25 protein-coding genes are annotated in these 24,792 nt (G+C 41.9%); 3 read left to right on the top strand and 22 right to left on the bottom strand.

The window, feature by feature from the left end; genetic code table 11:
- Positions 1-26 precede the first annotated feature (26 nt).
- The 4 genes from DYH63_RS07765 to DYH63_RS07750 all read right to left on the bottom strand — a co-directional run bounded on the left by DYH63_RS07765 (position 27) and on the right by DYH63_RS07750 (position 3,199).
- Positions 27-401: a diacylglycerol kinase gene (locus tag DYH63_RS07765; protein ID WP_116788266.1), complete on the bottom strand. Its 375-nt coding sequence runs from the start codon at positions 399-401 to the stop codon at positions 27-29.
- 8 nt (positions 402-409) lie between these two features.
- Positions 410-907 carry a thiol peroxidase gene (gene tpx, locus DYH63_RS07760; protein WP_116788265.1) on the bottom strand — a complete coding sequence of 166 codons (498 nt, stop codon included), beginning with the start codon at positions 905-907 and terminating at the stop codon, positions 410-412.
- A 114-nt stretch (positions 908-1,021) separates the two neighbouring features.
- Positions 1,022-2,581: a glycoside hydrolase family 32 protein gene (locus DYH63_RS07755; protein WP_116788264.1), complete on the bottom strand. Its 1,560-nt coding sequence runs from the start codon at positions 2,579-2,581 to the stop codon at positions 1,022-1,024.
- A 294-nt stretch (positions 2,582-2,875) separates the two neighbouring features.
- A complete protein-coding gene (locus DYH63_RS07750) occupies positions 2,876-3,199 on the bottom strand; it encodes a YbaB/EbfC family nucleoid-associated protein (protein WP_116788263.1) in 324 nt (107 codons plus the stop codon).
- A gap of 200 nt (positions 3,200-3,399) precedes the next feature.
- Here DYH63_RS07750 and DYH63_RS07745 point away from each other — a divergent pair, with 200 nt between their 5' ends.
- Together DYH63_RS07745 and capA are read left to right on the top strand one after the other, a co-directional pair.
- Positions 3,400-5,403 (top strand): S9 family peptidase, encoded by a 2,004-nt coding sequence (locus tag DYH63_RS07745; RefSeq protein ID WP_439952041.1) that lies wholly within the window; start codon positions 3,400-3,402, stop codon positions 5,401-5,403.
- Positions 5,404-5,485: 82 nt separating this feature from the next.
- Positions 5,486-6,526 (top strand): cysteate synthase, encoded by a 1,041-nt coding sequence (capA, locus tag DYH63_RS07740; RefSeq protein WP_116788261.1) that lies wholly within the window; start codon positions 5,486-5,488, stop codon positions 6,524-6,526.
- 84 nt (positions 6,527-6,610) lie between these two features.
- Here the strand turns inward: capA and DYH63_RS07735 are convergent, their stop codons facing one another.
- Positions 6,611-7,174, bottom strand: coding sequence for a DUF4256 domain-containing protein (locus DYH63_RS07735; RefSeq protein WP_116788260.1), 564 nt, complete (start codon positions 7,172-7,174; stop codon positions 6,611-6,613).
- Between the two features lie 243 nt (positions 7,175-7,417).
- Between DYH63_RS07735 and DYH63_RS07730 the strand changes: the two genes are divergently transcribed.
- Positions 7,418-8,896 (top strand): glycosyltransferase family 2 protein, encoded by a 1,479-nt coding sequence (locus tag DYH63_RS07730; RefSeq protein WP_205528288.1) that lies wholly within the window; start codon positions 7,418-7,420, stop codon positions 8,894-8,896.
- Between the two features lie 121 nt (positions 8,897-9,017).
- Here the strand turns inward: DYH63_RS07730 and DYH63_RS07725 are convergent, their stop codons facing one another.
- The 17 genes from DYH63_RS07725 to DYH63_RS07645 all read right to left on the bottom strand — a co-directional run bounded on the left by DYH63_RS07725 (position 9,018) and on the right by DYH63_RS07645 (position 24,778).
- Entirely contained in the window at positions 9,018-9,338 is a 321-nt protein-coding gene (locus DYH63_RS07725) for a phosphoribosylpyrophosphate synthetase (protein WP_116788259.1), read from the bottom strand.
- 15 nt (positions 9,339-9,353) lie between these two features.
- Positions 9,354-10,055, bottom strand: a complete 702-nt coding sequence (locus tag DYH63_RS07720) for an alpha/beta hydrolase (protein WP_116788258.1) — start codon at positions 10,053-10,055, stop codon at positions 9,354-9,356.
- 9 nt (positions 10,056-10,064) lie between these two features.
- Complete coding sequence (locus DYH63_RS07715; protein ID WP_116788257.1) at positions 10,065-11,057, bottom strand: alpha/beta hydrolase; 993 nt, start codon at positions 11,055-11,057, stop codon at positions 10,065-10,067.
- 222 nt (positions 11,058-11,279) lie between these two features.
- On the bottom strand, positions 11,280-12,878 hold the full coding sequence (locus DYH63_RS07710; RefSeq protein WP_116788256.1) for a sigma-54 interaction domain-containing protein: 1,599 nt from the start codon (positions 12,876-12,878) through the stop codon (positions 11,280-11,282).
- Between the two features lie 242 nt (positions 12,879-13,120).
- Entirely contained in the window at positions 13,121-13,738 is a 618-nt protein-coding gene (locus tag DYH63_RS07705; protein WP_116788255.1) for a TMEM175 family protein, read from the bottom strand.
- A 9-nt stretch (positions 13,739-13,747) separates the two neighbouring features.
- On the bottom strand, positions 13,748-14,098 hold the full coding sequence (locus DYH63_RS07700) for a cupin domain-containing protein (RefSeq protein WP_116788254.1): 351 nt from the start codon (positions 14,096-14,098) through the stop codon (positions 13,748-13,750).
- 2 nt (positions 14,099-14,100) lie between these two features.
- Positions 14,101-14,715 (bottom strand): alpha/beta hydrolase, encoded by a 615-nt coding sequence (locus tag DYH63_RS07695; protein WP_116788253.1) that lies wholly within the window; start codon positions 14,713-14,715, stop codon positions 14,101-14,103.
- A 266-nt stretch (positions 14,716-14,981) separates the two neighbouring features.
- Positions 14,982-15,278, bottom strand: coding sequence for a GNAT family N-acetyltransferase (locus tag DYH63_RS07690; RefSeq protein ID WP_116788252.1), 297 nt, complete (start codon positions 15,276-15,278; stop codon positions 14,982-14,984).
- 1 nt (position 15,279) lies between these two features.
- On the bottom strand, positions 15,280-16,215 hold the full coding sequence (locus DYH63_RS07685) for a ring-cleaving dioxygenase (protein ID WP_116788251.1): 936 nt from the start codon (positions 16,213-16,215) through the stop codon (positions 15,280-15,282).
- Between the two features lie 18 nt (positions 16,216-16,233).
- Positions 16,234-17,601: a sigma-54-dependent transcriptional regulator gene (locus DYH63_RS07680; RefSeq protein ID WP_240409077.1), complete on the bottom strand. Its 1,368-nt coding sequence runs from the start codon at positions 17,599-17,601 to the stop codon at positions 16,234-16,236.
- A gap of 2 nt (positions 17,602-17,603) precedes the next feature.
- On the bottom strand, positions 17,604-18,575 hold the full coding sequence (locus DYH63_RS07675) for a sensor histidine kinase (protein ID WP_116788250.1): 972 nt from the start codon (positions 18,573-18,575) through the stop codon (positions 17,604-17,606).
- A gap of 37 nt (positions 18,576-18,612) precedes the next feature.
- Entirely contained in the window at positions 18,613-19,287 is a 675-nt protein-coding gene (locus DYH63_RS07670; RefSeq protein ID WP_116788249.1) for a YoaK family protein, read from the bottom strand.
- 5 nt (positions 19,288-19,292) lie between these two features.
- On the bottom strand, positions 19,293-19,766 hold the full coding sequence (locus DYH63_RS07665) for a Dps family protein (protein WP_116788248.1): 474 nt from the start codon (positions 19,764-19,766) through the stop codon (positions 19,293-19,295).
- A gap of 574 nt (positions 19,767-20,340) precedes the next feature.
- Positions 20,341-20,769: a DoxX family protein gene (locus DYH63_RS07660; protein WP_116788247.1), complete on the bottom strand. Its 429-nt coding sequence runs from the start codon at positions 20,767-20,769 to the stop codon at positions 20,341-20,343.
- A 13-nt stretch (positions 20,770-20,782) separates the two neighbouring features.
- Positions 20,783-22,672 (bottom strand): amidohydrolase, encoded by a 1,890-nt coding sequence (locus tag DYH63_RS07655; protein ID WP_116788246.1) that lies wholly within the window; start codon positions 22,670-22,672, stop codon positions 20,783-20,785.
- Positions 22,673-22,676: 4 nt separating this feature from the next.
- A complete protein-coding gene (locus DYH63_RS07650) occupies positions 22,677-23,396 on the bottom strand; it encodes a M17 family peptidase N-terminal domain-containing protein (RefSeq protein ID WP_116788245.1) in 720 nt (239 codons plus the stop codon).
- A gap of 17 nt (positions 23,397-23,413) precedes the next feature.
- The gene (locus tag DYH63_RS07645; protein ID WP_116788244.1) at positions 23,414-24,778 is read right to left on the bottom strand and encodes an alginate export family protein; all 1,365 of its coding nucleotides are present in this window, start codon (positions 24,776-24,778) and stop codon (positions 23,414-23,416) included.
- Between the last annotated feature and the right edge of the window lie 14 nt (positions 24,779-24,792).

Below are 24,792 nucleotides of genomic sequence, written 5' to 3'. Positions count from 1 at the left end.
CTTCCTTTTTTGTAAAAATATTAAATTTAGAATAGTGCCGCTACCTTTGGGTAATAAATTATTACTCCTATTATAACGGCTGTTATTGCGGCAAAAAATACCGCGCCCGATGCAATGTCTTTTATCTCCCCAATTTTTTCGTTAAAACCGGGGTGGATAAAATCGCATATTTTTTCTACCGCTGTATTAGCACCCTCTATAGCCATAATTAGCCCTATGGCAAATGTTTGCAGCATCCATTCAGTAGAGGAGATGTGAAAATAAAACCCTGCTATTGATACCAGTATGCCTAAGCCAAACTGCACCATAATGCTGTGCTCGCTGGTAACTAAACGGTAAGCACCTTTTACAGAGTAAAATATGCTTTTAAGCCTGCCTTTAACAAACCTGTTATCTTTCATTGCGGCTATTACAGTGCCGCGAGGGCGTTGTCGTAATTTGGCTCGTCTTTTATTTCGGGTACCTGCTCAGTATAAACTACCGTACCTTCTTCATCAAGTACCACAACCGCACGAGAGTGCAGGCCGGTAAGCGGGCCATCAGTAAAATTTAGGCCGTAAGCAGCACCAAAACTGCCATCCCTAAAATCTGAAGCTGTAACTACATTGCTAAGCCCCTCTGCACCACAAAAACGGTTTTGAGCAAACGGAAGGTCACGGGAAATACAGATTACCCTAGTATTTTCAAGCGCAGCAGCTTTCTCGTTAAATTTACGAACGGATGCCGCACAAGTGCCGGTATCTACACTTGGGAATATATTAAGTACAACTTTAGAACCTTTATAGTCTGATAATGAAGTAGTAGAAAGGTCGCCTTTTACTAATGTAAAATCCGGTGCTTTTGTACCTGTTTCAGGTAAGTTTCCAGATGTGTGTATTTCGTTTCCGCCAAGGGTTACTGTAGCCATGATTTGTGTGTTTTAAAATAATATCAACGCAAAAGTAGCAAATAATGTGGTACGCCGCCGGGTGTTCTTTTCTTTTTGAAATGCTTTAACCAGCGGCTGATTATTAAATATCTTTTATTTAAAATTAAACTGGTTGATAACCAGATTCTCTACTACAAATTTACTTTTGCCTTCAATGGTTAATGTTGTAAAAGGGCTTTTCAGGAAAAATATTTCGGTTAATACTTTATCGCCATCATTATAAAATAACTCTATAGATGTTTTATCAAGCAGTATTTTAAAGCTAACTTCTTTTTGATCTTCGGTTAAAGATGCCTTTGAAACCTTAGCTGTACGGTTTTTAAATGTGGTACTGTTGCTGGATGCAGTCCTGTCTATAAACAAGTTTTTTGCAGTATTGTCTATACCAAATTTAAGGGTATCGCCTGTCTTGTTAGAAAGCACCAAACTATATTTTTCCTTCTTTAATCCTTTAAGGTCAAGGTTAATCTCTGCCTGAGTCAGGTTAGTTTTACCTTCTTTAATAAGCTCAGCTGTTTGATTTACGGTAATTTTTTTTTGGGTTTCGGTTGCAGCAACATATTTTTTAAGTGCGGCAACAGGGGCAATGCTAAACCTGTAGCTGTTTTTGTCTTTTATAAGTTCAAGTTCCCGCGCTACTGTATTTGTACCACGCCAAATGTTTGTGGGCGGTTCAAAGGCATAATCAAGGTTAATCATCCAGCCGATGATATATTTTTTATATTGCTCGTCTGGCGATCCGCCCCAGGTAACGCTTGCATAGTTATCGCGGCCATAATCGAGCCAAATGCCTTTTTCTTTCTCAAGTTTTTGCGCAAAAGATTTATCAAGGGTAAAATTTTTACCGTCAAAGTCTCCTACATAATATTGTGTTCCGCTGCCGCCATTAGCACCACCGGGATAAAAACTCTGGATTAGCACCCACTTTACTTCGTTAGTACCTTTTACTTTTATAGGAAAAAAATCGGGGCACTCCCACGTACCGTGCTTGCTTACTTTGTCTTCAAAGTCAGACAGGTATTTCCAGTCTTTAAGGTTATCTGATGTATAAAACTGTGCCCTGTCTTTAGCGGCCAGCACCATTATCCATTTATTGTTAACCCAGTCCCATGTAACTTTAGGATCCCTGAAATCGCGAATACCATTATTCTTTATAACCGGGTTGCCCTCATCATACTTTGTCCAGGTTTGTCCATTGTCAAGAGAATAAGCCAGTCCCTGAGATTCTACATCTGTAGCGCCGGTTTTTTCTTTTGCGGAGTCGTGATAGGTAAAAAGCGCTATGGCAGGTATTTTACCATCTTTACCAAAACCACTGGTATTTTTAGTATCATACACGGCACTGCCCGAAAATATGTAACCAAAACGGTCAGGGTAGAGGGCTATGGGCTGTTCCTCCCATTTTACAAGGTCTTTACTGGTAGCGTGGCCCCAGTGCATAGGACCCCAAACATTGCCATAAGGCCAGTGCTGAAAAAATAAATGATACACTCCATCGGCATAAAAAAGGCCGTTAGGGTCGTTCATCCAGTTTTTCTTTGGTGTAAAGTGAAAGTTAGGGCGATAGGCAGTTTCTTCGTTAATTTCTTGTGCCACGGCACCAGAAAAATAAGCAAGGCTAAGCCCGCAAAGAACCAGTTTTTTAAAAGTCATGTTGTTTAGTTGTTGATCGAGGGCAAGTTACTATTATTAAATACAACCTGCAACGAGCAAATGTAAACAATGCATTTTTAAGCAAACTGCCTCTTCGCAGTTTTATCTGTGCCAACGCGCCATAAAAATAAGCCACGAATTCCCCGAATTCTCACAAATCTTAGGAATCATTAAATTCGTTATACTCAAACTGATTTAAAACAGAATGAAAATTTGTGAGAATTCGGGGGAATTCGTGGCAAAAAAATTAACCAAATGAAATAATGCATTTGCCCTAGCGGTTTTATACCTTATCTATTTAAACATATCCATGCCCGGTATGTTTGGCATTCCGTCCTGTGCTACTGCGCCCAGTTCTGCATCGTTAACAGATGTTGCCTTTTCTATGGCTTTGTTTAATACCAGTACAAGATAATCTTCCAGTTGCTCCTTGTCTTCCAGCAGGCTATCGTCTACTGTTATACTTTTAATGGTACGGTTAGCAGTAAGTGTTACCTTAAGCAGGCCGTCATTACTTTGCTCATCTACCAGTACGGTATCAAGCCTTTTTTTAGTTTCTTCTATCTTTTGCTGGGTTTCTTTAATTTTACCCATCATTCCCATGATATCTCCAAACATTTTTGCAGTTTTTATATGTTATTTGTAGATGCAAATGTATTAAATTGCCATAAAATTATCCTGTTTATAAAAGAATGAAAAAACAGCCCCTTAAACAATAGGTTTGTTTTACTTTTGCAGGAAATGCCTAAATCAGCAATATAAAAATGACCGAAACGATAATTCCGCCGGTTGCCGCTATTAAGCCTAAAACGCTTGAAATGCACGGCGATGTGCGTATTGATAACTATTACTGGCTAAACGAAAGGGAAAACCCCGAAGTTATAGAATATCTTAATAAAGAAAACGAATACTACAAAGAGCAAACTGCCCACACTAAAAAGTTTCAGGAAGACCTTTTTCTTGAAATGAAGGGCAGGATTAAAGAAGATGATTCTTCTGTACCTTATAAATATAATGGTTACTGGTACATTACCCGATATGAAAAAGGTAAAGATTACCCAATATATTCCCGCAAAAAAGAAACTTTAGAGGCACCCGAAGAAATTTTGTTTGACTGCAACCAGATGGCAGAAGGGCATAATTATTTTCACCTTTCCGGGCTTAGCATAAGCGAAGATAATAAGTGGATCGCCTTTGGTATTGATACCGTATCGCGCAGGCAATATACCATTCAGGTTAAAAACCTTGAAACAAACGAAATACTGCCGTTAAAAATAGAGAATACTACCGGTGGCACTACCTGGGCCGGCGATAACCAAACCATGTTCTACACCCGTAAGGATGAAGTAACATTACGGTCTGACAAAATTTATAAGCACAAACTGGGTACAGACCCTGCTGATGATACAGTAATATACTACGAAAAAGACGATACTTATAATACCTTTATTTATAAAGAAAAGTCTAAAAAATATCTTGTAATAGGTTCGTCGAGTACACTTACGTCAGAGTACCGCATACTGGATGCTAAAAATCCGGATGGCGAGTTCAGCCTTTTCCAGAAACGTACACGCGGTATGGAATATGGCATTAGCCACTATGGAGATAAATGGTATATTGTTACCAATAAAGATAAGGCCATCAACTTTAAACTGATGACCACACCGGAGGGTGAGACTGAAAAAGCCAACTGGGTAGACCTGATACCACACCGCAGCGACGTGCTTCTTGAAGATATTGATATTTTTAAAGACTACCTTGTTATAAGCGAGCGCAGTAATGGCCTTAATACCATTCGCATTCGCCCGTGGGAAGGGGAGGAGTACTACCTGCCTTTTGATATAGAAACCTATATGGCAGCTACAGCTACCAATCCAGATTTTGATACTGATGTATTACGTTATAGCTACCAGTCTATGGCAACGCCTTCATCGGTCATTGATTTTAATATGAAGACCAAAGAGAAGGTAGTGCTTAAAGAGCAGGAGGTTCTTGGCGGTACTTTTGATAAAGATAACTATACAGAAGAACGTATTTGGGCTACAGCCAAAGACGGTACTAAAGTACCCATGTCTGTTGTGTACCGCAACGGTATAGTTAAAGATGGCAGTAATCCGTTCCTACTGTACGCTTACGGGTCGTATGGAGCCTCTATGGATCCTTATTTCTCATCTATAAGGCTAAGTCTTTTAGACAGGGGTTTTATTTATGCCATTGCTCATATTCGCGGAGGTGAAGATCTGGGGCGTGAGTGGTATGATAACGGAAAGCTGCTGGTTAAAAAAAATACATTTACCGATTTTGTAGACTGTTCAGAATATGTAATTGCACAGGGCTATACATCGCCACAGCATTTATATGCTGAAGGAGGATCTGCCGGTGGGCTACTAATGGGTGCTATAATAAACATGGCTCCGCAGCTGTATAATGGCGTTATTGCACAGGTACCGTTTGTAGATGTGGTAACTACTATGCTTGATGATACCATACCACTTACTACCGGAGAATATGACGAATGGGGCAACCCGAACGAGAAAGAGTATTATGATTATATGAAAGAATACTCTCCTTATGATAATGTTACAGCACAGGATTATCCAAATATGCTGGTTACAACCGGGCTTCACGATAGCCAGGTGCAGTACTGGGAGCCTGCCAAATGGGTTGCAAAATTACGTACCCTGAAAACTGATAACAACCTTTTATTCCTGGATACCAATATGGAAGCCGGGCATGGAGGGGCTTCCGGACGTTTTGAGGCAATTAAGGAAGTTGCCAAAGAATACAGTTTTTTATTAGATTTGGAAGGAATAGAAAAGTAATTAATTTTTTTTTGTTAGATTTGCAACGTTTTAAGGTTACTAATATTTTACACACAGTTTACCTTGCTAACTTATTTTTTTTATGAAAGAAGAAATAAAAGCCTATAATAATGTATTGGAACTAATAGGCAATACACCGCTTGTTAAGATCAATAAAATTACTGAAGGATTAAAAGGAAATTTTTACGCAAAGGTAGAAGCTTTTAATCCGGGCCATTCCACTAAAGACAGGATTGCTCTTTATATTATCGAAGAAGCTGAACGAAAAGGTATCCTTAAACCAGGCGATACCATTATAGAAACTACTTCGGGTAATACGGGGTTTAGTGTTGCTATGGTAAGCATTATTAAAGGATATGATTGCGTACTTGCTGTAAGTTCTAAGTCATCCAGGGATAAAATAGATATGCTGCGTGCCATGGGTGCAAAGGTATATGTATGCCCTGCAAATGTTTCTGCAGATGATCCGCGTTCTTACTATAGTGTTGCAAAAAGGCTTCATGAAGAAATGAAAGGCTCTGTTTACATTAACCAGTATTTTAATGACCTTAATGTAGATGCGCACTATAAAACTACCGGCCCTGAAATATGGGAACAGACTAACGGTAAAATTACGCACCTTATAGCCTGCAGCGGTACCGGTGGTACTATAAGCGGCACAGCACGTTTTCTTAAAGAGCAAAACCCGGATATTAAAATATTAGGTGTAGATGCTTTTGGATCTGTGCTTAAAAAATATCATGAAACTAAAGAGTTTGATAGCGATGAAATTTATCCTTACCGTATAGAGGGGCTTGGTAAAAACCTTATCCCTACGGCTACAGACTTTGACGTTATAGATAAGTTTATAAAAGTATCTGACGAAGACAGCGCACATGCCGCCCGTTATATTGCTAAGACTGAAGGCCTTTTTGTAGGCTATACCAGCGGTGCAACTCTACAGGCTGCAAGACAGTATGACGAAGCAGGTGAGTTTGACGAAAACAGCAACGTTGTACTTATATTCCCTGATCACGGATCGCGTTATATGAGTAAAGTATTTAGCGATGAGTGGATGAATGAGCAGGGCTTTTTTGACAGCGTTAACATAGAAGAAGCGCAGAAAATAGAATTTATAAAGTAATAGTACTTTACACCATACAAAATCGGCTGTCTTATATAAGGACAGCCGATTTTGTATATAAGAATATCTCCATCAGATAGATTTTTATACTTTAAGCATCCCCCTAAATGCCCTGGCTGCATAGTAAGAGTCTGCACCATTATGGTATACAAAAACGGTATCATAGCGCCTGTCAGCAAATAAAGCACCTCCCAGTTTCCTTATTTTTTCGGGTGTTTGTATCCAGCTTGATGTTTTAAGGTCGAAATTCCCCAACGTTTGCAGTTTTCGGTATTGTTCTTCCGTCAATATTTCTATCCCTATGACCTCAGCCATATCTTTGGCTGTATTATGGGGCTTATTTTCTTTTCGCTTATCCAGCGCTACGCGATCAAAGCAAATACTCCTGCGCCCTTTTGGGCTCTCCGGAGAGCAGTCTATAAAAATGTACTCGCCTGTAGTGCTGTCGTATCCTGTAACATCCGGTTCGCCTCCTGTCTCTTCCATTTCATGTAATGAGATTATCTTGTGTGGTTGGGTTTCAAGTTTTGATGCTACATCCTGCCAGGCAATATCGTTATGCCGGGTCATATTTTTTTCAAAACGTATTTTTAGCAACGTTATAAATTCCTCTTTATCTAACTCTGATAATGCCCTTTTAGAACTCATTTTTAATGTTGTTAAAGATTATTTGCTATGTAAAAGTATTGATTTTTTTGATGCCCCCGATTTCTATAAGACATATTATAAATGGGGAAAAGTGTAGAAAAGTGTAGAATCGCACTACAATCTACAATAGTTTATTATTTGTATTGTGCTGATTTATAGTTGTTTTTTGTTGTGGTACAATGGTTGGTATTACTGTTTGTGTAAGAATGACTCTGCCTAATAAAAATAATACATGCACTTACTATGGAAACAGATACCATCACAACTAACCGTTTTGTCCTTCGGGAAGATATAAATATCAAAACTGCAAAACCACTAACCACTTCTGCAAGTATTCCGGATAAAAATATTGTTGCTAATACAGCAAAATCTGAGGCTACAACATTGCGCTCAAAACTGTCCGGCCGTGCTGTTATTATAGGTACAATTGCACTATTATTGTGCGGTGCACTATGGGTATATCAATTACAGCCTGAGTTTGACCGTCTTCATCAGGAGCGTATGAGCAGTACCTGGGGTTTTATACTTATTGCTGTTACTACAGCACTATTGGCTATAAAAGGGGCATACTTTTTATATAACTTGTTTTTATATTTTAAGTACAAGCCGGTAAAATCGGTTTCAGATGAAATGCTGCCAACGTGTACTGTAATTGTGCCGGCATATAATGAAGGTAAACTGGTATACGATACTCTTATGAGCCTTGTAGCCAGTAAATATCCTGCTGCTAAATTAGAGATCATGGCTATTGATGATGGTAGTAAAGATGATACCTGGAACTGGATGCAAAAGGCTAAAGCCGAGCTTGGAGACAGGGTATCAATCTATCAGCAGCCGGAAAACAAAGGCAAACGTCATGCACTATACCGTGGTTTTAACATAGGTAAAGGAGATGTTTTTATAACGGTAGACAGCGACTCAGTTGTTAAACCTGATACATTAAGAAATCTTGTAAGCCCTATAGTTACAAATGAAAACTGTGGTGCTGTAGGTGGTAACGTTCGTGTGCTTAATAACGATAACAGTATTATAGCAAAGATGCTTAATGTAAGTTTTGTATTAAGTTTCGAATTTATACGTTCAGCAGAGAGTAGTGTTGGGTCTGTATTATGTACGCCGGGTGCACTGGCAGCCTACCGCAGAACAGCTGTTTTTGGTTGTCTTGATGAATGGATAAATCAAACGTTTATGGGACAGCCGTCTGATATTGGCGAAGACCGTGCCATGACTAATATGATCATGAAACAAGGATACCATATTCTTTTCCAGCGTAATTCTTATGTGCTTACAAATGTGCCGGAAAAATATAAGGGCCTTTATAAAATGTTTATTAGGTGGGGTAGGAGCAACGTACGCGAAAACCTGATGATGGCTAAATTTGTTTTCAAAAAATTCAGGGACCAGTCAAAACTGGGTACAAGGTTATTGTTCCTTAACCAGTTCTTTTCTATAGCGCTTACATACCCGTTCCTGCTGCTTATGGTGTTTTTTATAATCAGTTATCCGTTACTGTTTTTAAGTTCTACACTGTTGGGTATATTGGTAATGTCAAGTTTTCCGGTATTCTTTTATGCTAAACGTTACGGCATTTCAGAATCGTTCTATGCCTATTCATACAGCCTGTTATACACCTTTGGCCTGTTCTGGATTGCACCTTATGCTATAGCAACAGCTAGTAAGCGGGGCTGGCTAACCAGGGATATTGTTCCAAAAACGAACTAAACTAAGCTTATCTATAAATGAGAAGAAGGCCGCCGATATATAATCAGGCGGCCTTCTTTGTTTCTATGCCAGATTAAACTTATAGCTTACATTGCTATTTTAGTCATACCATTACTTTCGATCAATGTACCGAGAGTTTTTTTAGCATTTCGTCTGAAATTTCATCGGCATACACACCAAAGGCACTAATCATTACTCCTTTAACCTTAAAAGTGTCAGAGTTTATGCCATAAACAATATTCTCATCTCCCGGGTCTGTTTCACCCTCAAAGCGAAAAACGTATTCTATATTAAAATCCTGCGGCGACATGGCCTGCGCACCATTATTAAACCTGATGCAGTCATTATCAAGATTAAAGTCATGCGTATATCCTTCTGTGCCTAACCATTGCAACGCCTCTGTAACAGTATCAAAATAGGGTTGTGTGTTTTGATGTTCCATATCTTAACTTACAGGTTATAAAAGGTTAGTATTTTGTGCAGCCTTTATAATTACGTTTGCTACTTCCTCGGCGTGTGTCATAAACAAAGTATGTCCACCGGTCATCTCTGTAATGGTACTGCCCGCGCGGTTGTACATGGTGTACTGTAGTTTAGGATTTACTGTAGCGTCATCTGTTGGTAAAATAGCATATGATGGTTTGCTCCTCCAGGCTGCATTTGTAACGGGTGTAATAAATGATTTTACCGTAAGTGGAATTTGTGAGTCATACATAAAAGCAGACTTCTCAGCGCTTTGCCCTGTGGCAAAGGTTTGATTAAAAAGCGCCTCATCCAGATATACCAACCCTTTATCATCCGGAGGCAAAATACCATTTACCTCAAGTATCTTTTCAGACTGTACCAGTTGCAGGGTAGACTCGTTTACATCGGGTACAAAAGCTGCTACATATACCAGTGCCGCTACCAGGTCGTGAATGCCGGCTTCGGTTATAACCGTACCGCCCCAGGAATGCCCAACCAGTAAAGCGGGGCCATCTTGTCGGTCCAGCGCTGCCTTAGTGGCGGTTACATCATCTTCCAGTGTGGTAGTTGGGTTTTGCACAAGGGTTACTTTATAACCTTTGCTTTTTAATATTTTATAAGCAGGTTCCCAACCCGATGCATCGGCAAAAGCGCCATGCACAATTACAATGTTTTTTATAGTAGTATCCTTCATGGCTTATGATTATGAGAAAAGATATTTTTTAAGTTCTGCAGCAGCGTGTACAAATAAAGATTTTGTTTGCGGAAGATGTGCAAGAGGGTTCAGCAAACCAAAATCGTGAATCATGCCATTGTAGCGCACTGTGGTTACAGTAACACCGGCGTCATCTAGTTTACGGCCAAAGGCTTCGCCTTCTTCAAGAAGTACATCGGCTTCGGCAACTTGTATAAGCGTAGGAGGGAAGTTTTTAAGTATCTCTACCGGAGCATTTATTGGCGAAGCATACATGCTGTCTCTCTCGGTCTGGTCTGTAGTGTACAGGTCGTACATCCATTTCATTAACGATGTGGTAAGAAAACGGTCTGTACCAAAACGTTTGTATGTTTCTGTCTCAAAATTGTTATCAACTATAGGCCATAGCATAATAAGGTTGGTAATTTTTGGCCCGTTGTTTTCTATTGCTTTAATAGCCGTTACTGCTGTCATGTTTCCGCCAACACTGTTACCCACAACAGCCAGTTTAGAACCGTCAATACCTATTTCGCTGCCGTTTTCGGCTACCCACTTAGTGGTCGCGTAGATTTCGTTTGTTGCCTGCGGAAATTGCGCATCGGGAGTTGGGGTATAGTTTACAAATACACCTGCCGCGCCAGATAGTACTGCAAGATCACGCACCATGCGCTTGTGGGTAGGGTAATCGCCCAGCACCCAGCCACCACCGTGGATAAATATAAATGCAGGCAGGGTACCTGTAGTACCTTCAGGTTTTACAATGTTTAGTGTTAGTGTATAGCCGTCCTGGGTAATGGTTTTTTCTGATTCTTCAATACCTGAATAATCTACTTCTACCGATTTTTGTGCACCTACCAATACCTGGCGTGCGTCTAAAGGTGATAACGATTCTAGTGGTACGCCACCCGAGTTTAAGGCTGCAAGGAATTTTTTTGTTTCTGTTGAAATTGCAGGATCGTTTGCAACGTTAGGGATGGCATTTGTAATTTGTGATGTGCTCATAACTTTTAAATTAAATTGAATTAAAATTGATTTGTTATGTAATAACCAATTTACATGCCCTTTAATTTAAAATATTGTTTATGAGTGATTTGTAATTTTATGCCAAAACATTTTTTACGATATATCGTAAATTTATATTGATGTTACAAAATCATTGCAGGATAAAATATTGTTTTATAATTGATTAGGAGTTTGTATTAGGTATAGCACACAGCAGATTGCCTATTTGCTTTCGTCAATGGTATGGTTTTTCTTAATGCCCAGTTTTTGCATTTTTGAAAGCAGGGTTGTGTGGGGTATCCCTAGTTTTTTAGCAGCCCCATTAGCCCCTGAAATGCGCCCGCTACAAAGTTTTATTGCTTTAAGAATGTGCTCTTTTTCTACCTCTCCCAGTGTTTTTAAATTGTGGTCGTCGTTTACACCATGAGTAATAATTTCAGGAAGTTGTATTTCTGTTATTGTAGTACCAGGGGTAAGTAGCACATTACGTTCCAGTATATGGCGCAGTTCGCGCACATTACCCGGCCATGTGTAAATGGTAAGGGCTTCTAAAACCTTCGCTGCAAGTGTTTTTGTTTTCTTTCTGTTTTTCCTGCAAAATTCAGCTATAAAATGGGTGCTAAGCTGCGCAATGTCTTCTTTCCGTTCCCGTAGCGGCGGTATAATAATAGGGAACACATTAAGCCTGTAAAACAAATCGGCCCTGAAGCGCCCGGCAGCAACTTCCTGTACAAGGTTGCGGTTGGTCGCTGCAATAACACGCACATTTACGGTAATGGTTTTGGCACTGCCTATACGCTCAAATTCGCGCTCCTGCAAAACGCGTAGTAGTTTTGTTTGCAGGGCGAGGGGTAATTCACCTATTTCATCCAGAAAAAGTGTGCCCTTGTCAGCCTGTTCAAACTTGCCTATCCTGCGCTCTGTAGCACCTGTAAAGCTGCCTTTTTCATGCCCAAACAATTCACTCTCTATAAGGTTTGCAGGAATGGCAGCACAGTTTATGCGCACCATTTTATTGTTTTTCCTTTCAGAATTTTTATGTACAGCCGATGCAACAACCTCTTTACCCACACCGCTTTCGCCAAGCAGCAACACACCAGAATCTGACGGGGCTACCTGCTGTATGAGCGTAATAACCTTTTGCATGGCAGCGCTCTGTCCTATAATGCCCGAAAAATGATCGATGACTTCGGCTTCGGTAAGGGTCGCTTCTGTTTCTTCTTTTACAGAAACAGTATTTGGGATATTCCCATTCAATGCAATTTTTTGTGTGATGAGGCAGTTAGATACCGTTAACGCTACCTGCATCGAAATGCTTTTTAATAAACGGTGTACCTGTGGTGTAAAGCCCCTGGCATTTTTGAAAAATAAAAATACTACCGAAGGGTTATTCTTATGATAGTGCAGGGGGAAAGCGATAGCTTCGCGCATGGCTACCTGTCGTTCCCGTTGTATAAAAATGGGCAGGCCGGCTTTATTAGGGTTTACATTGAGCAGATTAAAGCTAACCGGTTCAGCCGATTGTTGCGCCACATCAAAATAACCATCTTCAACCTGGTGCACAGCGCCCAATAGTTCTGCCTGAGATTTATCGCTGTCGTGAAAAAATATGTTGTATTCTTTTTCGTACCGGTCTGTAACCGCAATTACAAACGCATTGAAATTGATGATACCTTTAAGCTGATGCACTACCGCAGATAGTCCATTTCTGTCGGTTACCTGTGCCAGTGCGGTACAAAGTTGCAGTTGCAGCAAATGGTTTTGTTCCCGTTCCTGGATGGCTTTTAAAATGGCATCAGCCTGCGGATTTTTTTGCTGCATGAAAGAGTATTTAATGAAGACGCAATTTCGGGAATTTGCCTCTAATTATAACATTGATTTCAAATTTTACCACAGAGGACACAAGGTTTTCACGAGGTACACAAAGCTGTATCAGTAAAATTATCAGTAAACGTGAAAATAGTAAAGGACACAAAGTTTTACGTATAGCTTTGTGTCCTTAAAGTGTATTTGATTATAGAGTTCGCTTAGTGGTCTTAGTGAAAACCTTGTGGTAAAATTTATTATGCTGCTTCTTTCTCCAGTTTCCCTGAGGATAATGCCCAGTAGATCCAAAGGCAGATACATAGTATAAGTGCCACTACAGGATAGGTAAATGACAGCCCGAAAGCAACAATATAAACGGGAAGGCTGTATACATAGTTAAGCGTTATCTTTTTTATGGCAGCTTCATTTATATCAGGGCGCAGCAGGGTTTTATTCTTACTGGCGATATGCCACAACAATAAATAAGACAGGTTGATAAGGATAAACAGGCCTGTATAAATAGCAACTACCACATTAACCGACGGCGTATTAAAATACTGTGCCAGCAACCCTGTGGGATAAGACACTACCGATGCAAAAAATAGTATGAGTCCGTTTGCAAACGTAATTGCCGTATTACGGCTATAAATTTGTTTAAAGAGCTTGTGGTGATTGACCCACATGATAAAAATGCTAAAAAAAGAAATACAAAAGGCAAGGTAAGACGGCCATTGCGCGGTTAGATAGTTTATCAGGGTAGTGCTGCTTGTCAGTGCATTTTTTTCGGGCATGTGCAGGTCAAGCACTAATAGCGTAATTGCTATGGCAAATATGGCATCGCTAAAGCCTTCCATTCGTACTGTTTCCTTTTCCATAGTAGTGTTCTAAAGCGTTATGAATATTGATTTCCTTAGCTTTTTTTCGAGGTTTCTGGTCTTATGGCCTTTACCAGTAGTGTCTTCTACGAGCAGTATTTCGCCTGTGGCAAATTCCCTTTTTTCGCCTAAAGACGTTTCAATCTCCACACCACCGTCCAGCAGGATGATATACTGTTTTTGCGGTGCATTATGAAAGTCATAATCATACGATGGACTAACCTCACGAAAGATAATTTCCTTTACATTTTCTGCATCCGACAGGAAACCTATATCACCCTTATCATGCAAAGGAACAGTCCTGTCTTCAAAATGGCTTTCGCCATTAGCATCGCTATAAATACGCGTTATAGTAAACATCTTTAATTTTTAAATATCAGTTGGTTAGCCATGTCTATTTCATCTTGTACTATAGTGTGGGGCATATTGTCATAAACCTTAACGGTTACGTTAGCACCTATGCTTTTAAACAGTGCAGCAGTATCGTTTACACGATCTACAGGCACATGAAAATCGGGATTGCTGGTACCCATAAAAACCGGTGTCCCATTAAAGTTGCCACCATAGTTTTCAGCGTAGATCTGGTCGCCAATAAGCCCGCCGGTAAAAATTACAATACCGCCATATTGTGCAGCATTGCGAGCCGTAAACTCAGACACAAGGCAGGCCCCCTGCGAGAATCCTAAAAAGTAAATATTATTTTTTTCGATACCCTGTGCTTCTATTTCTGCAACAAGTGCAGTAAGGGTATCCAGCGCTCGGGTAAGGTGCGGCTCATTATCTTGAGGCTTTGCCAAAAAAGATAACGGATACCAGCTGTTACCCTGTGCCTGTGGCGCGGTAAGGGCAAATCCGTCAACATTTAAATGTCGGGATAGTGATAATATATCCTGGGCTGCCGCACCACGGCCGTGTATCATTATAAGGGCTTTTTTAGCTTCTGCTAAAGGAGTGCCCGCTGTAATTACGTTTTCCATTTTGTAGTTTTTAATTTCAAGTATTAGTTATATCACAGAGATGCGCAGAGGGGCATAGAGATACACAGAGAAAAAGGGCTGAACATCTACGGTAAAAGAACACAGAGCATTACGTACTCTGTTTCCATTAAACTCAGTACTCGCGCGCTGTAAGCGCAATCTCAATTTTAAAACTCTGTGTATCTCTGTGCCCCTCTGCGTATCTCTGTGTTACAGAGTGTATCTCATAGACTAATTTCCCCAAGAGAGATTCACATAGAGATAAATTACTCCTGCCTTAACCAGATATCATTATACTCTTCAGGATGCTTAGTAAACTGTGCATGCACATAAGGGCAAAGCGCTATAACTTTAAGGTTATTATCTCTGGCATGGGCAACAAGGGCATCAAGCAGTTGCTTTGCATAGCCTTTGCCCGCCTGGTTTTCGTTCACCTCGGTATGATATACTGTAATAGCATCTTTCCTTATAGCTACTGCCATTTCGCCAATCTTAGTCTCTGCATCATACAGGTTAAAAGCCCCGTGCTGTTTTTCGTCCAGCTCTAATTTTATCTCAGCCATATTATTTTATTTTAGGTAAAAATTCTTCCAGTTGGTTACGTAGCTGCTCGTGTTGTTTCGGCAGCTTAAGGTGAGTGCCCAGTTCGTTAAGTGGCTCATCTACGGTAAATCCGGGATTGTCTGTAGCAATTTCAAACAGTACACCGCCCGGTTCTCTAAAGTACAACGAGTAAAAGTAATCGCGGTCTATTTTTGGCGTAATGTTCAGGTTCTTGCTTTGTATCTCTTCGCGGAAAGCCATTTGCACTTCCTCATTAGGTACCCTAAAGGCTACGTGGTGGTTAGTGCCTGCAGCATTGCGCCCCCTTGATGTCCCGGGTTGTTCCAGCAGGTCTACAATATTGGCATTATCTACAGTATCAACAGCAAAGCGATAACGGTTGCCCTCCTGCGATTGTAGGCTGTAGCCAAAGATATCAGTAAGTATCCTTGCGGTATCGTCTATCTTGTCAAGGCTCAGGGTAACGCTGTGGAAACCTTTAGTAGCGGCATCCTGCTTAACCTCGGCAGTTTCCCACGGCTTACGAATGTCTGCAACTTTTGGTACGATCAGGCTGATATTTAGCCCGTCAGGATCTGTAAACGGAAGGTAGTGCTCTCCAAAACGTTCTGCTGCTTCGCCAAAGTTTACATTATGCTGTTTAAAACGCTCTGTCCAAAACTCCAGGCTACCCTCCGGTACGGCATAGCCAATTTCGGTAGCCTGCCCGTTGCCTGCCTGTCCCTGCCCGATATTTTCCCACGGGAAAAAGGTAAGTATGGTTCCCGCGGCACCTTCTTCATTACCATAGTAAAAGTGGTAAGTACCGGGATCATCAAAGTTCACCGTCTTTTTAACCAGGCGCAGGCCAAGTACTTTAGTATAAAAATCGAAATTCTTTTGGGCATTGCCCGCTATGGCTGTAATGTGGTGCAGCCCTGATATTTTGTGTTTCATTGTTGTAAGCGTAAATGGTTAATAATATTCCTGCCTTATGCCCAGCTTCTTCATTTTAGAATATAGCGTGGTGGCAGGTATTTTAAGGATTTCGGCGGCGCCACCAGATCCAAAAACTTTGCCGCTACACATTTTTAGTGCAGCCATAATATGTTCGCGCTCCATGTCTTCCATAGAAAGCATCGCTCCTGATTTTTCTGTAACAGGTGTAGCATTTATTGTTACCGGCATATCAAAGTGCGTTATTATTTCGCCTCTTGCCAGCAGTACATTACGCTCTATAAGATGTTCAAGTTCGCGTATGTTTCCCGGCCAGTTATAGTTTTGCAGTTGGCTTAGTGCCTCCGCGGAAATTCCGGTTACGGCCTTTCGGGCTTTGGCAGCATATTTATTCAGGAAATGCTGCGCAAGGCTCTCAATATCGTCTTTTCGATCGCGCAGTGGCGGCAATTCGATAGGGAAAACGTTAAGCCTGTAATAGAGGTCGAGCCTGAAGCGTCCTTCGGCAACTTCTTTTTCGAGGCAGCGGTTGGTTGCGGCAATAATGCGTACGTTTACTTTAATAGTACTGCTGCCACCAAGGCGTTCTATTTCTTTTTCCTGCAATACCCTAAGCAGTTTAACCTGTGAGTCTAAAGGCAATTCGCCTATCTCATCCAAAAAAATGGTACCGTTGTGTGCCTGCTCAAATTTACCGGGGCGCATGGTGTTTGCTCCTGTAAAAGCCCCCTTTTCATGCCCAAAGAGTTCTGATTCAATAAGCGATTCCGGCAGTGCGGCACAGTTTACAATAACAAACGGATTACTGCCTAAGCCTGACAGTTCGTGTATGGAGTGGGCTATACGTTCTTTACCCGTACCGCTTTCGCCCAGCACAAGCACCGATGTATCGGTAGGGGCAACAACTTTAATTTTATCTAAAACGTTTATCAGGTTTTGGCTTTGGCCAATGATGCCTTCAATGCTCTTAGATGAAGATGTTGTATTACTGCCCGATTCTGAAATACCTTTTTCGATGCCGTAACGGTAACGGGCAATATCTAACATTACCAGCAGGTCGCGCTCCCTGAAGGGTTTTACCATAAAACCATAGGGCTGTGTGGCTTTAACAGCTTCCAGCGTGGTATGGTTTGTATTGGCAGAAATATACAGGAACGGCAGGTTTTGCTCCATAAGTTCCCACGCCAGGTCTATGCCTGTAAGGTCGCCTTTAAGCATAATATCCAGCAATACCCAGTCTGGCCTTTTATCTTGGATGAGCTTGCGCGCCTGCACTACAGATGATGCTATGCCGGTTACCTGGTATCCTGCTTTTATAAGCATTATCTTAAGGTCGTTAGCTACAATAAATTCATCTTCAACAATTAAGATTTTCTCTTTCATCATGTTTATATATTGTTGTATGCGTTGCCGGTTTTATGGTATTTCTTTGTAAAGATAATCGCTACAGTAAGCCCATCACAATTTTTAAGGCTAAAAGTACCATCCAGCTGATCTGCCAGTCCCCTCATAAGATTCATGCCCACTGCCCCATTTTGGTCAGCATCAAAATCGGTTACAAGTCCGGGGCCATTATCGCTAATGCTAAGGGTACAGCTGTTGCTGTTTTCTGTTAACGCTACCGCTAACTTCCCTTTAGTACTTGTAAAAGCATGCTGAAACGCATTGGTAACAGCTTCGTTAATTATAAGCCCTATAGGAATGGCCTGTTCTGCATCCAGTATAATATTGCTTACATCCTGCTTGAAAGTAATATTTCCGTGAGGATCAAAGCTCTCTTTAAGCTGATGCACTAATTCAGCAATGTATCCTGCCATATCAATACAGTTTAAATTTTTGGCATTGTAGAGCTTATTATGCACCAGCGACATAGCATACATACGGTGTTTGCTGCTTTGCAGTGCCTTTACTGTTTCTTCATTTTCAAGGTAAGCGCTTTGCGTATTCAGCAGGCTAACGACCAGCTGAAGGTTGTTTTTTACCTTATGGTGTACCTCATTAAGCAGCCATTCTTTTTCTGCCGTAAGCTTTTCTAAGAGTTCCTGCCGGCATGATATTTCATCCTGTTTATCAATCAGGGCAAGGGCTATTTTCCTGTTTTTATGACTGCTTTTATAAAGCAACCCGATAAGGATAAACAAGATAATAAGGCTTCCTATGGCTACATATCTGGCTATGAGATCGTGGTGCGGCCGGTTTTCTTTTGCTACTACAGAGGTATCTTCCTGTTCACTGACTTCAAAGTGCAATTTTAATTCCTGTAAATCTGCCTTTGCACCATATAAAAAAGGAGATAACAGCAACAAGGCGTAGGTAAAGTGTGCCTTATCGTTAGCACTTAGTGATAGTTTGGGCTTCATTACTTAATGTAATTGGTTATGGTTGGTACTATCATGGTTATAAAGTAGCTGCCCTTTTTGTTTTAATGTAGCAAAATATAAGCGCCATTCCCGGTACCAACACGGTACCCAGTCCCCAAAATTTCCCGGCTATAGCCCCAAGGAAACAGCCCACCAAAAAGCCTGATATTGTAACCAGCTGCTTTTTAAAACTCAATACCGTATCAGCATTGCTAAGGCCATCTTTAAGCAGGCTGCCAAGATCGAGGGAAGCCTGGGTAACATTACCCGTCATCATGGTGGTAGGGCCGTGGGTTTCTTTAGCGTAAAGCTTACCAAACGCATTTTGCAGTCCCATAGCGCAAACCACTACAAGCGCAACGGTATACATGGGCCATTCTGTAAATATGCCCAGATAGCCAAAAACATAAGAAGCTGCACCGGCAAGGATAAGCAAAAGCCCTTCCCATAGTAAAAGATTGTAGCGGTCTACGGCCTTTGCGCCCAATCTGCCTCCAATAATTACCGATATGATAAACACCGGAAAGGTTAGCAGTTTGATCCAGGCGTGCAGTTCAGACCCTTTTACTATTTGATAGGCAAATACAATAAAGTTGCCCGTAACGTGTGCCGAAAATAAGGAGTCTGCTGCGACAAATGTAACGGTATCGCAGTAGCCCGCTATAATGGTAAGCAACAGTGTAACATACCAGATATTAGATTGTTTTTCCATAATAATTATTTAAGGTGTGCCCTTAGCATCCACGCCATTTTTTCGTGGGTTTCCATAAGGCCTGTTATATAATCGCTGGTACCCAGGTCCTTCAACGCTAATGCATAGCGGTTAATGTTTTCACGCAGGTGTATCATTATGCTTTCGTGATCTGCCAGCAGTTCTTTTATATAGCTAAGACTGTCGTTTTTATCTGATGCAGATTCAGAAAGGTGAGTAAGCTCCAGATATTCCTTAAGCGACCCAGGAGCATAATGACCCAGTATCCTGATGCGTTCAGCCACAGTATCTACAATATCATCCAGTTGGGTATATTGCTGCTCAAAGAACAGGTGCTTGTTGTAAAAGTCTGCGCCTTCAACATTCCAGTGGGCTTTTTTTGTTTTTGTGTATAGTACAAATTCATCTGCCAGGATCTGGCTTAGGGAGTGCGCTACAGCAGCGAGGTGCTCTTCTTTAATTCCGATTTTTGGTTCCATGAGTGTATGGCTTATTTTGTTGTTTTAATATTTTTACCACAAGGGGCACAAGGTTTTCACAAGGTGCACAAAGAAAACCACCTTCGGCGGAAGTACACAAAGCTTTGTGGTCATTCAGTATGGTCTATTTATCGTACCAGCTTAGTGTTCTTAGTGAAAATCTTAGTGGACTCCGTGGTAAAATCTTCTAAGAATCTTTTTTAACTGGATTTTAGTTTTAATATTTTTACCACAAGGGACACAAAGGTTTTCACTAAGTGCACAATGTGAACCACCTTCGTGGAGGGACACAAAGCTTTGTGGTCATTCAGTATGTTCTATTTATCGTGCCAGCTTAGTGTTCTTCGTGAAAATCTTAGTAGACTCCGTGGTAAAATCTTCTAAGAATCTTTTTTAGCTGGATTTTAGTTTTAATATTTTACCACAAGAGGCACAAGGTATTCACTAAGTGCACAATGAGAACCGCCTTCGGCGGAGGGACACAAAGCTTTGTGGTCATTCAGTATGGTCTATTTATCGTACCAGCTTAGTGTTCTTAGTGAAAATCTTAGTGGACTCCGTGGTAAAACCCATCTTAATTGATAAGGCTCAAGATATAATGGTCTACAGAATATGTGCCTGCGCCCAATGCCAGTAAAAACAATAGCGAAAGCGTGTACATATAAGGCACGTCGCGTACTTCTAACGAGTCGTTTTTATGTACTACAAAATAGCCAATGGCTGTCACGCCAATGGTAGGCAATACTGCCAGGCGGGTTCCCATGCCCAGTATGATGAGGAATGGCACAACGGTATCTGAAAATGTTGCCACAAGCCCATTCAGTTTTTCGGGCAGGTGCAGCGGATTGGGAACGTGCTCTTTCTGTCCGTTCTCAATCCTGAATTTTTTCATGCCGTGCACCCTGAAGAGCTCTACAGCAAGCAGTACCCTAAAGGCAAGTAGTGCCGCATTGTTAAAAGCACTACCGGCATCTGAAGTAAAAATGAGTTTTATAAGTTCCATATATAGGCGGGAATTAAAATGCAAAGCATGAGCAGCCTAACGCGCCCCAAAAAGCATTGTAGTTATTAATAGGCAGGTTGCTCATCCTTGCGGTGTCGTGGTTGTGGTTGTGCACATTGCAACTGCCTGCACAACTGTGTACCTGCGCTGTAAGGTTGGGTTTACCCGCATTTTTCTTTTCGGCTTCCAGTAATTTATGCCCGTGTGTGGCATCGCTGTAATAGCCGTTAAAGCTTTTGGTTGGCGACCAGTCTGGCAGTATAGGTATAACAGGAGGGGAGTAGGATGAAAAGTCGCCTTTTGCATATACAATCTTACCGTCTACAATGGTAAGTTCTGCCTCTATGCTTTTAACAGCTTCCTCGCTTACAGTAAAGTAGTCTTTATCTAATACGGCAAGATCTGCAAACATACCGGTTTGTATATCGCCCTTTTTTTGCTGTTCCTGGCTAAACCATGCACTGCCGCGTGTATAAAGTTCTAAGGCCGTTTCGCGGCTCAGGCGGGTATCGGTATATAATTGCAGGCCGCCTACGGTTTTACCTGCCGTTAGCCAATACATACTTACCCAGGGGTTATAACTGCTTACCCGTGTGGCATCGCTTCCGCCGCCTACGGGTACTTCCATCTCTAGCATTTTTTTGATAGGTGGCGTGCTTTCTGCCGCAGCTGCACCATAACGATCGGTAAAATATTCGCCCTGGTAGGCCATACGGCTTTGTATGGCAATACCACCGCCCAGTTTTTTAACACGCTCTATATTGCGTTCATCTATGGTTTCGGCATGGTCAAAAATCCAGGGCAGGCCGTTAAAAGGCACTTCGCGGTCTATTTTTTCAAACACGTTTAAAAAGCGGGTAATGCTTTCGTTATAGGTTGCATGTAACCTGAAAGGCCAGCGGTTTTCTACCAGCAGGCGTACGACCTTTTCAAGTTCGGCCTCCATGTTTTCTGGCAGGTCCGGACGTGGCTGCAGGAAATCTTCAAAATCTGCCGCAGAGAATACCAGCATTTCGCCCGCACCATTGTGTCGGTACATATCATCGCCCTGGTACAGTTTTACCGAGTCGATCCAGTCGTTAAAATCTTCAAACTCTTTTTTAGGACGCTGCGTAAACAGGTTGTAGGCAATGCGCACAGTAAGTTGCTTTTTTTCATTCAGCTCATTAACTACCTGGTAATCGTCAGGGAAATTCTGAAAGCCGCCGCCTGCATCTATAACGCTGGTAATGCCAAAGCGGTTAAGCTCTTTCATATAATGGCGTGTAGAGTTTACCTGGTGCTCGTAAGACAGCTTGGGGCCTTTAGCGAGTGTACTGTACAGTATCATGGCATTTGGCGATGCGATGATTAGCCCTGTAGGTTCGCCCTTGCTGTCGCGCTGTATCTGCCCGCCGGGAGGGGCAGGGGTATCTTTAGTATAGCCAACGGCTTTAAGCGCGGCACGGTTCATAAAAGCCCTGTCATACAGGTGTAGTATAAACACGGGCGTTTCAGGCGCTATGGCGTTTATCTCATCAAGTGTAGGCATACGCCTTTCGGCAAACTGAAACTCGCTCCAGCCGCCTACCACGCGCACCCATTGTGGCGATGGCGTAATGTCTACCTGTTGCTTTAACATGCGCAGCGCATCGGCAAGAGAGGGTACACCATCCCAGCGCAGTTCCAGGTTATAATTAAGACCGCCGCGTATAAGGTGTATGTGCGAATCGTTAATGCCCGGCACTACACGCTTTTGCTTAAGGTCAATAATTTTTGTAGCAGCCGTGCTAAGCGTCATGATATCGCTGTCTGTACCTACGGCTATAAACTTGCCATCTTTAATGGCTACCGCAGTTGCACCCTTATTTTCGCGCACGTGGCTGTATATTTTTCCGTTGTAAAGTATAGTATCTGCCTGCATGGTATTAGTTTTTAAGGTTAGAAATAGCCTCGTTAATACCTTGTCCTGCTACTTCAAAAAAGGCAGGCCCTGCCAGCAGGATAACTTTTTTAAGCGGTTTAAATGTTGACAGCTTGTTTTCTTTAAACCAAAGCTCGCTGCGGTAAGCATCAAAAATACCTTCGGTTACATATCCGGCCACTTTTGCCGTAGGCGAGTCAATGCCTGCATCTTTAAGGTCGCTGGCAAAAGAAAAGTTTTCTACCCCCAGGCGTAGGGCTTCCCTTACGGCTACACTGCCCACTTTTTTCATTAGTTCCGGGGTAAACGCATTGCGGTCGCCCAGGCCGATGATGAGTAATTTAGGTGCCGCCAGTGTACCTTTTGCAGGTGTAAGTACTACAGTTTCCAGTGCATAACCATGAAATTTGCCCGCTTTGCGTAGTGCAGTAAGCTGTCCCTTTAGTGCATCATCAAGGTGTACAAGTCCGTTTAGCTGTGCCGGCAGGGCAGGAGGGGTATTGTAAATATCGCCCTCAGTATATTCAAATACGCAGGCTACCTGTAAATCTGATTTTGCTGTCGATGGGCCCTGCACAAGGCCTTCTATAGCTACGCCTTCTATAGTGCCCCATACTTTTGAAGTGCCTATAGCGGTGGTTTGTGCTGTAAGTGTTGTTGTTAGTAATAGTGCCAGTACTAATGAAAAGTGTACTGTTTTTAATTGTGATAGAATATTTTTCATGATGGATTTAGTTATGATTAGAATTTAAAGCCAAGGCGCGCATTGATAAAAAGCCCGTTTTTAGAGTTGGGGATGATGTCGTCTACAAAAGCACCGGTCTTAAAATATTGAATGCCTGTGTTAAGGGTTATGAATTTGCTATAGCTGTACACAAAACTTGCGAGATAGGCGGTACCAATATATCGTTTGGAAGATGATGAACCTGCAAGGTTAAAGCCACCGCTTGGCCTGTATACGCCATCGTTTACTGAGTAGCGCCAGTTAAACACCACATCTGCCTGAAATTTAAGGTTGCTCAGCAGGTCGAGCGTTCCGTAAGGGTGAATGTCTATTAAGTTAACCGGGCCTATTTGCGGGCTAAAGCCGAAGTATCCGCCCTTTGGGTAAATAGGGTTAAAGGTTTGCAGGCTGCCATCGCCGGCGTGTTTATCGCCCGATATATAATCGTTGCGGAGGTTAATGGTGGGTTTGAATGTAGTGTTTTCAAAAGAATAGCCCAGGTCTGCCGAGCCCGTCCATGCGCTGATATTGCCATTGCCAAAGCTCCCAAACTGATACGCTCCCTCAAGGTTATAGATAAAGCCACCGCCATACTTCCAGAAACGGAAGCCAACAGTATGCCGTAGCTCCTTGCCAAGACCTTCTTCAAAAGCTGCATTGTTTCGCTTAATGCCTATGTAGTAAAAGTCTAAGTTACCACTACGCGGAATTATTATTTTAGAGTAACCGCCCCACAGGTTAAGCTGACGGGATGGTTTATTGTCAAATGTTCCTACATAGGTGGTATCGGCCATCATGGCAAAAACATCTGCGGTAACATTTGGTGCACTATACATAACTTTTGCTCCCGTAAAATACAGTCTGGCGTTAGGCCCTTCGCGTACTGATATGAGCCTGCCTGAACCGTAGTCTATTTCCTGACGGCCTGCCCTTATGGTTATGGCTTGTTTGTCTTTTATCCAGGGTACTACATCTACAAAAAGGTTCTGCACGTTTAGCTGGTCTTCATCTATGGGGCGCGAGCCGTTCTTGCGTCCGCTTTGTAATGCGCTTCTTAACTGCCCAAAGAACCGTACCCTGCTGCCAAAATGTACATCGGCATGCAGGTCATACCGTTGCAGCAAAAAGTTATTATGCCCTGTATTTAACCTTCCCCAGTCTTCGTTATTAAAATCAACATACTCATACCTTGCCTCGCCGCCAACGGATGCGTATATGTTTTTATCTGCTGATAGCGGAATAAACTTTATACCCTCATAAAAGTTACGGGCAGAGTCTTTCAGGTACTCATAGTTTTCATCATAACGCATAAGCTTAAACGACTGGGCACCCGCGTTGCAGCTCAGCAGTATAAAAATGATTATGAGGTAACTGTTTTTCATGTTGGTCTATGATT

The sequence above is a fragment of the Flavobacterium psychrotrophum genome, from assembly GCF_003403075.1.
Classification (GTDB): Bacteria; Bacteroidota; Bacteroidia; order Flavobacteriales; family Flavobacteriaceae; genus Flavobacterium; species Flavobacterium psychrotrophum.
Note: the sequence above shows the minus strand (reverse complement) of the source record. Positions and strands in the feature narration are given on the sequence as shown.

Bases quoted from the DNA above. Each gene is read 5' to 3' on its own strand.
- DYH63_RS07720 (WP_116788258.1), bottom strand. From the start codon at position 10,055: ATGAAGGATACTACTATAAAAAACATTGTAATTGTGCATGGCGCTTTT.
- DYH63_RS07690 (WP_116788252.1), bottom strand. From the start codon at position 15,278: ATGGCTGAGATAAAATTAGAGCTGGACGAAAAACAGCACGGGGCTTTT.
- DYH63_RS07755 (WP_116788264.1), bottom strand. From the start codon at position 2,581: ATGACTTTTAAAAAACTGGTTCTTTGCGGGCTTAGCCTTGCTTATTTT.
- capA (WP_116788261.1), top strand. From the start codon at position 5,486: ATGAAAGAAGAAATAAAAGCCTATAATAATGTATTGGAACTAATAGGC.
- DYH63_RS07695 (WP_116788253.1), bottom strand. From the start codon at position 14,715: ATGGAAAACGTAATTACAGCGGGCACTCCTTTAGCAGAAGCTAAAAAA.
- DYH63_RS07650 (WP_116788245.1), bottom strand. From the start codon at position 23,396: ATGAAAAATATTCTATCACAATTAAAAACAGTACACTTTTCATTAGTA.
- tpx (WP_116788265.1), bottom strand. From the start codon at position 907: ATGGCTACAGTAACCCTTGGCGGAAACGAAATACACACATCTGGAAAC.
- DYH63_RS07750 (WP_116788263.1), bottom strand. From the start codon at position 3,199: ATGTTTGGAGATATCATGGGAATGATGGGTAAAATTAAAGAAACCCAG.
- DYH63_RS07700 (WP_116788254.1), bottom strand. From the start codon at position 14,098: ATGTTTACTATAACGCGTATTTATAGCGATGCTAATGGCGAAAGCCAT.
- DYH63_RS07765 (WP_116788266.1), bottom strand. From the start codon at position 401: ATGAAAGATAACAGGTTTGTTAAAGGCAGGCTTAAAAGCATATTTTAC.
- DYH63_RS07745 (WP_439952041.1), top strand. From the start codon at position 3,400: ATGCACGGCGATGTGCGTATTGATAACTATTACTGGCTAAACGAAAGG.
- DYH63_RS07665 (WP_116788248.1), bottom strand. From the start codon at position 19,766: ATGGAACCAAAAATCGGAATTAAAGAAGAGCACCTCGCTGCTGTAGCG.
- DYH63_RS07655 (WP_116788246.1), bottom strand. From the start codon at position 22,672: ATGCAGGCAGATACTATACTTTACAACGGAAAAATATACAGCCACGTG.
- DYH63_RS07675 (WP_116788250.1), bottom strand. From the start codon at position 18,575: ATGAAGCCCAAACTATCACTAAGTGCTAACGATAAGGCACACTTTACC.
- DYH63_RS07735 (WP_116788260.1), bottom strand. From the start codon at position 7,174: ATGAGTTCTAAAAGGGCATTATCAGAGTTAGATAAAGAGGAATTTATA.
- DYH63_RS07730 (WP_205528288.1), top strand. From the start codon at position 7,418: ATGGAAACAGATACCATCACAACTAACCGTTTTGTCCTTCGGGAAGAT.
- DYH63_RS07680 (WP_240409077.1), bottom strand. From the start codon at position 17,601: ATGATGAAAGAGAAAATCTTAATTGTTGAAGATGAATTTATTGTAGCT.
- DYH63_RS07685 (WP_116788251.1), bottom strand. From the start codon at position 16,215: ATGAAACACAAAATATCAGGGCTGCACCACATTACAGCCATAGCGGGC.
- DYH63_RS07670 (WP_116788249.1), bottom strand. From the start codon at position 19,287: ATGGAAAAACAATCTAATATCTGGTATGTTACACTGTTGCTTACCATT.
- DYH63_RS07660 (WP_116788247.1), bottom strand. From the start codon at position 20,769: ATGGAACTTATAAAACTCATTTTTACTTCAGATGCCGGTAGTGCTTTT.
- DYH63_RS07705 (WP_116788255.1), bottom strand. From the start codon at position 13,738: ATGGAAAAGGAAACAGTACGAATGGAAGGCTTTAGCGATGCCATATTT.
- DYH63_RS07725 (WP_116788259.1), bottom strand. From the start codon at position 9,338: ATGGAACATCAAAACACACAACCCTATTTTGATACTGTTACAGAGGCG.
- DYH63_RS07645 (WP_116788244.1), bottom strand. From the start codon at position 24,778: ATGAAAAACAGTTACCTCATAATCATTTTTATACTGCTGAGCTGCAAC.
- DYH63_RS07710 (WP_116788256.1), bottom strand. From the start codon at position 12,878: ATGCAGCAAAAAAATCCGCAGGCTGATGCCATTTTAAAAGCCATCCAG.
- DYH63_RS07715 (WP_116788257.1), bottom strand. From the start codon at position 11,057: ATGAGCACATCACAAATTACAAATGCCATCCCTAACGTTGCAAACGAT.